Annotated in this window: 13 protein-coding genes; 12 read left to right on the top strand and 1 reads right to left on the bottom strand. The window is 55.8% G+C overall.

The features are described from left to right. Nucleotides 1-3: 3 nt before the first annotated feature. The 7 genes from ACR0NW_RS11830 (at nt 4) to ACR0NW_RS11800 (ending at nt 5,861) form a co-directional block, all read left to right on the top strand. Nucleotides 4-1,320, top strand: a complete 1,317-nt coding sequence (locus ACR0NW_RS11830; RefSeq protein WP_170652790.1) for an MlaD family protein — start codon at nt 4-6, stop codon at nt 1,318-1,320. Beyond that, entirely contained in the window at nt 1,317-1,979 is a 663-nt protein-coding gene (locus ACR0NW_RS11825; RefSeq protein WP_170652788.1) for an ABC-type transport auxiliary lipoprotein family protein, read from the top strand. Before ACR0NW_RS11830 ends, ACR0NW_RS11825 begins: the two co-directional genes overlap by 4 nt. A gap of 83 nt (nt 1,980-2,062) precedes the next feature. After that, complete coding sequence (pobA, locus tag ACR0NW_RS11820) at nt 2,063-3,232, top strand: 4-hydroxybenzoate 3-monooxygenase (RefSeq protein WP_480450454.1); 1,170 nt, start codon at nt 2,063-2,065, stop codon at nt 3,230-3,232. 30 nt (nt 3,233-3,262) lie between these two features. Beyond that, nucleotides 3,263-3,640, top strand: a complete 378-nt coding sequence (gene pcaC / locus ACR0NW_RS11815; protein ID WP_480450456.1) for a 4-carboxymuconolactone decarboxylase — start codon at nt 3,263-3,265, stop codon at nt 3,638-3,640. A 29-nt stretch (nt 3,641-3,669) separates the two neighbouring features. Further along, complete coding sequence (gene pcaH / locus ACR0NW_RS11810) at nt 3,670-4,398, top strand: protocatechuate 3,4-dioxygenase subunit beta (RefSeq protein ID WP_480450458.1); 729 nt, start codon at nt 3,670-3,672, stop codon at nt 4,396-4,398. Continuing rightward, a complete protein-coding gene (gene pcaG / locus ACR0NW_RS11805) occupies nt 4,398-5,018 on the top strand; it encodes a protocatechuate 3,4-dioxygenase subunit alpha (protein WP_480450459.1) in 621 nt (206 codons plus the stop codon). Before pcaH ends, pcaG begins: the two co-directional genes overlap by 1 nt. A gap of 12 nt (nt 5,019-5,030) precedes the next feature. Further along, complete coding sequence (locus ACR0NW_RS11800; RefSeq protein WP_480450461.1) at nt 5,031-5,861, top strand: 3-oxoadipate:acetyl-CoA acetyltransferase; 831 nt, start codon at nt 5,031-5,033, stop codon at nt 5,859-5,861. Between the two features lie 47 nt (nt 5,862-5,908). On the opposite strand, the gene ACR0NW_RS11795 is transcribed toward ACR0NW_RS11800, so the two are convergent. Continuing rightward, nucleotides 5,909-6,826 carry a LysR substrate-binding domain-containing protein gene (locus ACR0NW_RS11795; RefSeq protein ID WP_480450462.1) on the bottom strand — a complete coding sequence of 306 codons (918 nt, stop codon included), beginning with the start codon at nt 6,824-6,826 and terminating at the stop codon, nt 5,909-5,911. A 141-nt stretch (nt 6,827-6,967) separates the two neighbouring features. Here ACR0NW_RS11795 and ugpB point away from each other — a divergent pair, with 141 nt between their 5' ends. The 5 genes from ugpB (at nt 6,968) to ACR0NW_RS11770 (ending at nt 12,070) form a co-directional block, all read left to right on the top strand. Next, nucleotides 6,968-8,269, top strand: a complete 1,302-nt coding sequence (gene ugpB / locus ACR0NW_RS11790; RefSeq protein WP_480450463.1) for a sn-glycerol-3-phosphate ABC transporter substrate-binding protein UgpB — start codon at nt 6,968-6,970, stop codon at nt 8,267-8,269. 64 nt (nt 8,270-8,333) lie between these two features. Then, nucleotides 8,334-9,215 (top strand): sn-glycerol-3-phosphate ABC transporter permease UgpA, encoded by an 882-nt coding sequence (ugpA, locus tag ACR0NW_RS11785; protein WP_170652774.1) that lies wholly within the window; start codon nt 8,334-8,336, stop codon nt 9,213-9,215. Further along, nucleotides 9,215-10,066 carry a sn-glycerol-3-phosphate ABC transporter permease UgpE gene (ugpE, locus tag ACR0NW_RS11780; protein ID WP_170652772.1) on the top strand — a complete coding sequence of 284 codons (852 nt, stop codon included), beginning with the start codon at nt 9,215-9,217 and terminating at the stop codon, nt 10,064-10,066. The genes ugpA and ugpE overlap by 1 nt, the downstream gene beginning before the upstream one ends. Nucleotides 10,067-10,076: 10 nt before the next feature. After that, the gene (locus tag ACR0NW_RS11775) at nt 10,077-11,132 is read left to right on the top strand and encodes a sn-glycerol-3-phosphate import ATP-binding protein UgpC (RefSeq protein WP_480450465.1); all 1,056 of its coding nucleotides are present in this window, start codon (nt 10,077-10,079) and stop codon (nt 11,130-11,132) included. Next, nucleotides 11,132-12,070 carry a glycerophosphodiester phosphodiesterase family protein gene (locus ACR0NW_RS11770; RefSeq protein WP_480450467.1) on the top strand — a complete coding sequence of 313 codons (939 nt, stop codon included), beginning with the start codon at nt 11,132-11,134 and terminating at the stop codon, nt 12,068-12,070. The genes ACR0NW_RS11775 and ACR0NW_RS11770 overlap by 1 nt, the downstream gene beginning before the upstream one ends. The last annotated feature ends 46 nt before the right edge of the window (nt 12,071-12,116 follow it).

Below are 12,116 nucleotides of genomic sequence, written 5' to 3'. Positions count from 1 at the left end.
GCCATGGAGACCCGAGCGAATTATCTTCTGATCGGTGCATTTACCCTGGCGGGTATTCTGGGCACCTTTGGCTTTTTCCTCTGGCTTGCCAAGTTCGAGGTCAACCGCCAATACGCCTATTATGACGTGCTGTTCGACAACGTGTCGGGTCTGGCAACAGCCGGCGGTGTCAGCTTTAACGGCCTGCCGGTCGGACAGGTCATCGCACTGAATCTGGACGAGGACGACCCCGCCAAGGTGCGCGTCCGGATTGAAGTGAATGCCGACATCCCGGTCAAAACCGACACAATTGCACAACTGCAATCTCTGGGTGTCACCGGGGTCAGCTATGTTGAACTTTCAGGCGGATCGCCTACGGCAGAACGCTTGCCTGAAAACAGTGTCATCAAGAGCAAACGCAGCGCGATACAGTCGCTTTTCGAGGGCGCGCCAGAGCTTTTGAACAAGGCGATCGAACTGCTGGAGAACCTCAACACAGTCGTGGATGAGGAAAATCGACAAGCAGTCACCCGGATTTTGGACAACCTTGCCTCGGCCTCGGGGCGTCTGGACAAGACCCTGTCTGATTTCGAGTCGCTCTCGGGCGACCTGGGCAGCGCGGCCCGCGATATCGGCGCCTTCACAAAACGGCTGGATGAGCTATCCGATACAGCCGAAACCACTCTCAAAACCGGGACAGACACTCTGAACAGCGTCAAAGATGCCAGCGATTCCGCGAAATCGGCGCTTGATACGGCCAAACAGACGCTTGAAACGGCGGAAACCATCATCAAAGACGATGTGAAGCCGTTTATCGAACGTGGATCTGAACTGGCCGACCATCTTATCGTTCTCAGCGAACAGGGCAGTGTAACCCTTGGCACCATTACAGGAACGGTGGAAAACGCGAACGAAACCCTGGTTTCGATCACCTCTGCGATGGAAACCGCAAAGAGCGCACTTTCTTCCGCCGAACAGGCATTTGACTCGGCCAACAGGGTTCTGGACACCGATATATCTCCCGTCGTGGCCGATATCCGCAATGCGGCCGAGCAGGTGGCGACAACCGTGTCGAACGTTGCCGGCAGCCTCGACAAGGTTTCGGACAACATCCTGAGCGCCTCGAACTCTGCATCCGAGTTGCTGGGAACGGTCGATGGAATCGTGCAGGCGAACCAGCGTCAGGTCTCGGATTTTCTGCGCGTAGGGTTGCCTCAGTTCGTGCGCTTCATCGAAGAAGCCCAACGGCTGGTCGTCAATGTTGATCGTCTTGTGGACAGGGTGGAACGCGACCCCGCCCGCTTTCTGCTGGGAACCCAGGCTTCGGAGTTTCGTCAATGAACCGGCTTAATTTATTCTTCGCACTGGTCGTCACGGCAATCCTTGGCGGTTGCGCGGGGTTAGGAACTTTGAAGCAGGCGGCCAAGCCGAACGATTTGTATACGCTGACACCAAAAAGCACCTTTTCATCTTCTCTACCGCGTCTCGCACAACAGATCGTTGTCGAAGAGCCGACTGCCACTGCAGCTGTGAACACCGATCAGATCGCCATTCAACCGACCCCGTTGCAGGTACAATACCTGCCGCGTGCAAGGTGGGTGGACCGGGCGCCCCTGTTCGTTCAGTCACTGCTGGTCGAAAGCTTTGAAAACACCAGAAAAGTGGCTGCGGTCGGACGCTCCACCGTCGGGCTGCGTGCAGATTACCTGGTCGTTCCGGATCTGCGCGAATTTCAGGGTCACGTGATCGGAGAAACCGAGAACTCGAAAACAGTTCAGATCAAGGTGCGGTTGAACATCAAGATCATTGACGAATTCGAAGATAAAATCATCGCCTCCAGTTCGTTCGAAGAAAAAGTGGTGTCGGTCAGCGATCAGACGCCGGATCTGGTCAAGGCGTTCGATGAAGCCTTGGGCGATGCCATGCGCGACTCCGTGGAATGGAGCATCCGCAAGATCAGTGCCCACGCCGCCAACAACCCGCGCCCATCCCTGAACTGAACGCACCGGTATCTGCGTAAACGGCGGTTACCAATTTACTTTTCTGCTCCCGCTCATAAGCTTGCAGGTGGGAGGAGAGTTGCATGAGGACACAGGTTGCCATTATCGGTGGCGGACCTTCGGGGTTGTTGCTGGGCCAGTTGCTGCACCGTCGTGGAATAGACACAGTGGTTCTGGAGCGCCGGACCCGAGATCATGTTCTAAGCCGTATTCGCGCTGGCATCCTTGAGGTAGGTTTCGTCAACCTGATGCGCGAAGCAGGCGTGGGCGAGCGCATGGACAAAGAAAGTTTCACCCATGACGGCGCGGTGATTTCTGATGGCGATGGCCAGTTCACGATCAATTTCAAGGAACACACTGGCAGTCACGTCGTGGTTTACGGCCAGACCGAGGTGACCCAAGATTTGTATGATGCTCGCGATGCCTCGGGCGCAAAGACCGTCTTTGAGGCCGAGCATGTGGAAATACATCAGGCCGATGGTGACGCACCATTCGTTACCTATGAAAAGGACGGCACCGAACACCAGATAGACTGCGACTTTGTTGCCGGATGTGACGGATTTCATGGCGTCAGCCGCCAAACCATACCCCTGACCGTAAGGCGCGAATATGAAAAGGTTTATCCGTTTGGTTGGCTTGGCATTCTGTCTGAAACACCTCCTGTCCATGATGAGCTGATCTATTCCTGCTCGGATCGGGGATTTGCGCTTTGTTCCATGCGCAATGCCAACCTCAGCCGGTACTACATTCAATGCTCACTGTCAGACAGCCCCGAGGACTGGACTGACAAGGCGTTCTGGTCCGAACTGAAACGCCGCATTCCCACCGATGCCGCCGACCGCCTGGTCACAGGACCCTCGATCGAAAAATCAATCGCTCCGCTCAGGTCGTTCGTGACAGAGCCGATGCGTTGGGGGCGGCTTTTCCTGTGTGGGGATGCCGCGCATATTGTGCCGCCGACCGGCGCCAAGGGTTTGAACACGGCTGCGAGTGATATCCACTATTTGTATCACGCTCTGACCGGGTATTTTGAAAGCGGCGACACCGAAGGGATCGATACCTACTCGCAAAACGCTCTGGCGCGCGTATGGAAGACCGAACGTTTCAGCTGGTGGATGACAAACCTGCTTCACCGTTTTCCGCACCAAACGGAATTCGATCTGCGGATTCAGCGCGCCGAACTGGATTTCCTGCGCACCAACCGCGAAGCGCAATCGGTACTTGCACAAAATTACGTAGGGCTGCCTTATTGATCAAAGCGGCGACGCATCAGAGGGGTCAGTATGTCCGAAAAATTTGAACGCGGGATGCAGATCAGACGCAGCGTTCTTGGCGATGCGCATGTCGATCGGGCCGAAGCGGCCAAAACTGACTTTGACGAGCCGTTTCAAACCCTGATCACCGAAGGCGCCTGGGGGACGGTCTGGGCGTCCGAAGGCATCACCCTACGCGAGAGGTCGATGCTGACCCTTGCATTGCTGGCCGCCCTTGGAAATTTCGAAGAGATTCCGATGCATATACGCGCCACTGCCAATACCGGTGCAAGCAAACAGGACGTGCTGGAGGTGTTTCAGCACGTCGCCATCTATGCGGGTGTGCCACGCGCGAACCATGCCCTGAAGCTGGCCAGACAAACCTATGCTGAAATGGAGGGGGAATGACCCAAGATCACTCTGGAAAGAGCGCACCCATGTCAAAGCCCGGCGAGTTTTACCAACGTGACCGCGATTGGCACCCCCCTGCCCTGACGCCGGACTACAAGACCTCGGTCGCGCGTTCCCCACGACTTGCGCTTATCAGCATCGAAAACACGCTGAGCGAAATTACCGGGCCTGCCTTTGGTCATGGCGACATAAACCCCGGCGACAACGATCTGCTGATGAACTATGCCAAGCCGGATGAAAGTCCGATTGGAGAGCGCATCATCCTGCATGGTCGCGTACTGGATGAGAATGCGCGCCCTGTTCCCAATACGCTGGTGGAAATCTGGCAAGCCAATGCGGGTGGGCGGTATCGTCACAAGAACGATACCTACTTCGCCCCGATTGATCCGAATTTCGGCGGGTGTGGCCGCACCCTGACCGATGAAAACGGATATTACTATTTCCGAACAGTCAAACCCGGAGCATATCCGTGGCGCAACCGGATCAATGACTGGCGACCTGCCCATATTCACGTTTCGGTCTTTGGCACGGCTTTTGCGCAACGCCTCATCACACAATGTTATTTCGAGGGTGATCCGCTGATCCCCAGATGCCCGATCGTCAGAACGATCCCTGACCCCGAGGCTGTGAACCAACTTGTTGCGGTGCTGGACATGAACGCAGCGATCCCGCTGGATGCGCTGGCCTATAAATTCGACATTGTTTTACGCGGGCGGCGCTCGACCCTGTTCGAAAACCGGTTGGAGGGAAACTGATGGCACAAAATCTCAGATACCTTCGGGAGACGCCGTCGCAAACAGCCGGACCGTATGTCCACATTGGCCTGGCGCCGGGTGCTGCCGGATTTGACATCTACGGACGCGAACTTGGCTGGGACATAGCCGGACCCAACGCAAAGGGCGAGAGAATCCGGGTTGAGGGTCTGGTGATCGATGGCACGGGCAGCCCCGTCAGAGACGTGATGCTGGAGGTCTGGCAAGCAAACGCTGCCGGCATCTATGCCCATCCGGAACAGCCCGGTCAGGTCGAGGACGGGTTTCGGGGATGGGGCCGTGTGATCACCGATTTCGAAACAGGCGAATGGGGTTTTGACACAATCAAGCCCGGCGCAGTCCCGGGCCGATCCGGCACAGTGATGGCGCCGCATATCAACCTTTGGATTGTGGCACGCGGGATCAATGTCGGCCTGAACACGCGGCTGTACTTCAGTGACGAAGCTGGCGCAAACGGTGCCGATCCGATCCTGAACTCCATTGAGTGGAAAAACCGTCGAACAACCCTGATTGCAGATCGGCAGGAACGCGATGGGCAGACTGTTTATCGCTTTGACGTCCGCCTTCAGGGCGAAGATGAAACCGTCTTTTTTGACATCTGAACCGGAGGGAACATGTCCAAACCCTGCATCATCTGCGTCGCGATCACCGGATCGGTTCCGACCAAAGAAAACAATCCTGCAGTTCCCATATCCGTGGATGAGCAGATTGAAAGCACGCATGAAGCCTTTGAAGCCGGTGCCTCAATCGCCCATTGCCACGTACGCAACGAGGATCAGACACCAACCAGCGACCCAGAGCGGTTTGCCCGGCTCAAGGAAGGGTTACAAAAACACTGCCCCGGTATGGTCATCCAGTTCTCGACAGGTGGCCGATCCGGTGCTGGCGCGGCCCGTGGGGGTATGTTGCCGCTGAGCCCGGACATGGCTTCTCTGTCCGTGGGGTCAAACAATTTTCCTACGCGCGTTTACGAAAATCCGCCCGATCTGATTGATTGGCTGGCGGGCGAAATGCGCACCTATGAAGTAACGCCAGAAATTGAGGCATTTGATCTGTCCCATATCCTGCAGGCCATACGCCTGCATGGTCAGGGGGTGCTGTACGGCAAGCTTTATGTCCAGTTTGTCATGGGCGTCAAAAATGCCATGCCTGCTGACCGCGAGGTGTTTGATTTCTACGTGAACACCATGCAGACGCGGGCACCGGAGGCCGAATGGTGCGCAGCCGGGATCGGAGCCAATCAGCTGGCAGTGAACGAATGGGCGATCGCCGCGGGCGGGCACACCAGAACTGGGTTGGAAGACAATGTTCGTCTGGACAAATCCTCGCTAGCCCCATCTAACGCGGCTCTGGTCAAACGTGCCGTTGAACTCTGCGAAAAATACGAGCGCCCCGTCGCCACATGGCAACAGGCCCGTAGCATTCTGGAATTGCGCCCGGCGTAGGAATCCCCAGAACGGATTGTCTCAGCGCTCCTGACGCCTGGTCCGGATCAAATCGAAGGCTGACGCGTCGGGTCGGCAAGAAAGGGCTGCAATCCCTGCAAGAACGCGTCGATGAAGTCCAGGGCCAACAGTGACCTGCTGCCGGCGGCAGGTTGCAAAATGGACAGGCGATGGTGGATGTCGGGCCGAAACGGGACAATCGCGACGTTCTGATCCCGAAAAGCCTCGGCATCCAAGGCGCTGACGATCGACGCCCCCTGCCCCTGATTGATGATAATGCACGCGGTCGAAAATTGGCGCACTTCGATCCAGCTGTTCATTTCCACACCATATTCGGCGAATGCGTTCGACAGCTTTCTATAAAACGGACTGTCACGCCGGGTGTGGATCAATTTGTGATCACGAAGATCGGATGGTGATACCGAGTCTCGGTGGGCCAGCGGATCGTTTTTGTGCAAAACACAGACGGTTCGGATCGGAACATTGATGTTTTCAACTGCGGGGTGCGTTGCAAATTCATCGGTAATTCCACAATCGTATTGCTGCCCGATGATCCATTCCAGAATGCGCTCTGGTCTGTCCGGTTCAAGCGTGAGGCGGACGCTTGGCCGATGCCTCAGGAATCCCGCCAGAAGCTCGGGCAAAAGTGTATTGGCAAAACCCGGCAGGCAGGCAATCCGCAGGTGTCCTGCAGTGCGCTCTGTCAGGTCCCGGGTGAGTTCCTCGAGGTGGTTCAGATTCTCGAAAACGCGGCCAACTTCCGATAACAAATATCGCGCCTCGCTGGTCGGAACCAACATGCCATCCTTGCGCACAAAAAGGTCCACCGCCACCGATTTTGAGAAATCCGACAAAAGCCGACTGGCGGCGGGTTGAGAAATTCCAAGTATTTTTGCGGCACGAGTCACAGAACCCGTATGCGCAATGGCCTGAAACGCTTCGAGTTGCCTGAGTTTAAATTTCAATGGGTTACGGTCCCTTGGAGAGATTTCTGCTACCGGTGATATAATGTTGTGTTATGAAATTTGTCAAAAAACTTTTGCTTGAATTATTCTCTCAGCCTGACGCAAAAAGGTTCGAGAGCTAACTTCAGGGAGAAGAGACTCATGACAATCAAGTCCTCACTCAGCGCCTTTGCACTGGTCGCAGCAACCGGCAGCATGGCTTTTGCTGAAACCGAAATTCAATGGTGGCACGCGATGGGCGGCACCAATGGTGAGCGCGTCAACAAGATCGCCGAGGACTTCAACGCCTCGCAGAGCGACTACAAGGTGGTTCCTGTTTACAAGGGGAACTACACCGAAACCATGACCGCCGCGATTGCCGCTTTCCGTGCGCAGGAACACCCCCAGATCGTTCAGGTGTTCGAGGTCGGCACTGCGACGATGATGGCGGCGCAAGGCGCGATCTATCCGGTTGAAAAGCTGATGTCGGATACGGGCGAACCTTTTGACGGCGACGCTTTCCTTCCGGCGGTGGTCTCGTACTACGAGACACCTGAGGGCGAGTTGCTGTCGATGCCATTCAACAGCTCGACCCCGGTTCTGTGGTACAACAAGGATGCGCTGGACGCGGCAGGCGCGGCGGTTCCCACCACTTGGGCCGAAGTTAAGGAATCTGCACAAAAGCTGGTCGACAACGGCATGAAGTGCGGCTTTTCCTTTGGCTGGCAGTCCTGGGTGATGATCGAGAATTTCTCGGCCTGGCACAATCTGCCGACCGGCACCCTTGAAAACGGGTTTGGCGGGTTCGATACCGAATTCACCTTCAACAACGACAAGGTCGCCGCGCGTCTGGATGACGTGGCCTCGATGTCCGATGGCAATCTGTTCGTCTATGGTGGTCGTCGCGGCGACAGCCTTCCGATGTTCACCAACGGTGAATGCGGCATGTGGATGAACTCGTCTGCCTACTACGGTTCGATTTCATCGCAGGCCGAGTTTGAATTCGGCCAGACCATGCTGCCGCTGGACACGGCCGTGGCAGATGCGCCGCAGAACTCGATCATCGGTGGCGCAACTCTGTGGGTCCTTGGGGGTCATGATGATGAAGAATACAAAGGGACCGCAAAGTTCCTGACCTATCTGTCATCGCCCGAAGTTCAGGCATGGTGGCATCAGGAAACCGGTTACGTACCGATCACGACAGCGGCCTATGACCTGTCGAAGGAACAGGGTTTCTATGACGAGAACCCCGGCACCGACATCGCCATCCAGCAGCTGAGCCTGAACGCCCCGACCGCCAACAGCCGTGGTCTGCGTTATGGCAACTTCGTGCAGGTTCGTGACGTCATCAACGAAGAGATGGAAGCCGTTTGGGCTGGTGAAAAGTCGGCGCAGGAAGCGCTTGATAACGCGGTCGAGCGTGGCAACGATCTGCTGCGCCGTTTCGAACGCACCACCAACTAATCCATAATCAGGGATCATGCCGTTCCTTCAGGGGCGGCATGATCCAATTCTGTCAGGGCCACTCATGCTCAAAAGAGTACACTTCCCTTCCGCGCCGCTGCCATATCTTCTGGTTGCGCCGCAGATTGCCATCACGCTGATATTCTTTATCTGGCCCGCAAGTCAGGCAATGTATCAGTCCTTTCTGATTCAGGATGCGTTCGGCCTTGGCACCGAATTTGTCTGGTTCGAGAATTTCGAAATTCTCTGGTCGGATGAATTGTATCTGGCAAGTTTCAAAAGAACGGCTGTGTTTTCGATCCTCGTGGCCGCGCTTTCAATGGGGTTCGCGCTTGTTCTGGCGGGTTTCGCGCAAAGGGTAATTCGCGGCGCCATGTTCTATCGAACGCTGCTGATCTGGCCCTACGCGGTTGCCCCTGTTCTGGCCGGGGCGTTGTGGGTGTTCATGTTCAACCCCACGCTGGGCATTTTCCCATATTTTCTGGAATTCGCAGGAATCACCTGGAACCACTACCTGAACGGAAATCAGGCGATGGCACTTGTGATCCTTGCAGCCGCATGGAAGCAGGTCGCCTATAACTTCCTGTTTTATCTGGCTGCCATGCAATCCATCCCCAACTCGGTTATCGAGGCCGCCGCCATCGATGGCGCGGGACCTGGTCGCCGTTTCTGGACAATCATCTTTCCGCTGATCTCGCCGACCACGTTCTTTTTGCTGGTCATCAACATGGTTTACGCCTTTTTCGAAACCTTCGGCATCATTCATGCGGTGACGCAGGGCGGACCGGGTACAGCGACGACGATCCTTGTCTACAAGGTGTTCAATGACGGGTTTGTTGGCCTGGACCTCGGCGGTTCGGCCGCGCAATCGGTGATCCTGATGGCACTGGTCATTGCGATGACGGTGATCCAGTTCCGCTTTGTCGAAAGAAAGGTGGAATACTGATGGTCGAAAATCGCCCGCTTGCCACGTTCCTAACGCATGTGGCCCTGATCATCGGCGTCTTTGCAATCGCGCTTCCTGTCTGGATCACTTTCGTTGCATCCACCCATGATGAATTGCGTATGACCCAGGCGCCATTGCCACTCTGGCCCGGTACGCATTTCTGGGAGAACATGAACCAGACATTGTTCGGCAAGGGGCTGAGCGGTACTGAACAGGCACCTGTTTGGCTGATGTTGCTGAACAGCCTTGCCATGGCGATGATGATCTCCGTCGGAAAGATCGTGATCTCATTGCTATCGGCTTTTGCCATCGTCTACTTCAAGTTTCCATTCCGCATGACGTTCTTCTGGCTGATTTTCATCACGCTCATGTTGCCGGTTGAAGTTCGGATTTTGCCCACCTTCGAGGTGGTGGCAAACCTTGGAATGCTAAACAGCTATTGGGGGCTTTCCATCCCGCTGATCGCGTCGGCCACTGCGACTTTCATGTTCCGTCAGGTGTTTTTGACTGTGCCGGACGAGTTGCTGGAAAGCGCGCGGATCGACGGCGCGGGTCCCATGCGGTTCTTCTGGGACATCCTGATCCCGATGTCGCGCACGAACATCGCGGCATTGTTCGTGATCCTTTTCATCTTTGGGTGGAACCAGTACCTCTGGCCGCTGCTGATCACGACTGACACGTCGATGACGACGATCGTCATGTCGATCAAACAGATGCTGGAGGCCGCCGAGCAGAGCCCCCAATGGAACATCATCATGATGACCGCCCTTCTGGCGATGATCCCCCCGGTATTTGTGGTCATCGCAATGCAAAAGCTCTTTGTTCAGGGCTTGACGGAAACCGACAAGTAGGACGCCCTAAATGGCAACAATAGAACTAAAAGACCTGGTGAAATCCTACGGCCCGACCGAAGTTTTGCACCACATCGAGGGCGATATCAAAGACGGCGAATTCGTCGTGATCGTCGGGCCTTCGGGATGCGGTAAGTCCACATTGCTGAGGATGATTGCCGGGCTCGAAACGGTAACTTCGGGTGAAATCCGAATTGGTGAACGCCGGGTCAACGAGCTGGAACCCTCGGCGCGCGACATTGCGATGGTTTTTCAGAACTATGCGCTTTACCCCCATATGAGCGTTCGGGAGAACATGGCGTATGGCCTGAAAATCCGGAAGCTTTCGAAAGACGAAATCAACCGCCGGGTCGAAGAAGCAGCCGATACGCTTGAAATTCGTCAGTATCTCGATCGCAAACCCCGGCAACTGTCCGGTGGTCAGCGTCAGCGTGTTGCCATGGGGCGGGCCATCGTTCGCGACCCGCAGGTTTTCCTGTTTGATGAGCCGCTGTCCAATCTGGATGCAAAGCTGCGGGTTCAGATGCGTCTGGAAATTCGCAAGCTTCAGCAACGCCTCGGCGTCACCTCGATCTACGTCACGCATGATCAGGTAGAGGCAATGACGCTGGGTGATCGGCTGATGGTCCTTAATGGCGGATATGTCGAGCAATTTGGCACACCGATCGAGCTGTATGACCGGCCAGCCTCGGTTTTTGTGGCGGGTTTCATCGGCAGCCCTGCGATGAATTTCTTTCCGGCTCAGTTGCAGGATGGCAATGGGCTGTTGCCCGGAGGCGCCAAAGTGCACACGGGTTCGGTTCCTGATGGTACCGCAACACTTGGCATTCGGCCCGAGCATCTATCGGATGATCCGGATGGCCCAATTTCTGTTCGCGTGGAAATGCTGGAACAACTGGGCGCCAACACGCTGATCCATGGACGCCTTGAAGGGACAGATCATGCAATCGTTACAAGCGTCACCGGCCATGCCAATGACGGTGTCGGCAGTCTTCGCCGCTTCAGCGTCGAGCCTGCGCTGATCCATCTGTTCGACCCGGAAACCGGCAAGCGTCTGGAGAAATAATGAAATTTCCACAGATAGCAGCATTTTCCGGCGCGCCCTCGGTTATACGGCTTGTCGGCCATCGCGGTGCGCGCGGTATCATGCCGGAAAATACGATCGAGGGTTTTGAGTTTGCACTAAAAACCGGCGTGGAACTGCTTGAACTGGATGTTACGAACTCGGGCGATGGGGTTCCTGTCGTAACACACAATCATCGGCTTACCGGTTCAGTGGTTAGGGACAGCAACGGCGAATGGCTGAGCGAGCCCGAACCAAAGGTCTCGTCCCTGCCCTATGTCGAATTGTTGCAGCATGACGTGGGCGGTCTGGATGGGCACAGCGAATATGGCCAGAGGTTTCCCGATCAGGCGTTCCTGAGCAATATCCGCATTCCCCGGCTTGCCGAAGTGCTGGAGCTTTTGCGGCAGCCCCAACACCAAAACGCGCACCTTTTGCTGGAAATAAAATCCGACCCGGACTTTCTGCATGACGTTTCCGCCCGTGAAAATCTGGTCTGGTCGGTGGTCGAAGTTGTCAGGCAGACCGGTCTGCAAGAGCGCACGGTGCTGCACAGTTTTGATTGGGGGTTGCTGGCGTTGTGTCAACGTTTTGCCCCGGAAATTCCGGTTTCGTTTTTGACCCAGCAACCGGAAAACGCAGCGGATAAGGGTGAGGATTCCTCGCAGGAGGTTAATCCGATCAAAGGCATGTCCGTCATGGACCTGCCCGAAATGATTGCAAAAGCATCCGGTCAGTTCTGGTGCCCCTACTATCTTGATATTACGTCGCAGTCCCTGGCCCGCGCTCGGGAATTGGGGTTGAAGGTTGTCGTTTGGACGGTCAACGAGCCCCGGGACATCGAGAATATGATTGAATTGGGCGTTGATGCGATCTGTTCTGATTACCCGGGACGCGTCCAACGCCAATTGCTTCGCCGTGGGCTACACTGGCAGGGTTGAATGCTCTGGTCGTAACTCTGGGCCACATCTACATTTTTTCCAAAAC

Source organism: Ruegeria sp. CF5, assembly GCF_056537325.1.
The sequence above is the reverse complement of the archived record's forward strand: the minus strand, read 5'-3'. Positions and strand labels throughout refer to the sequence as shown.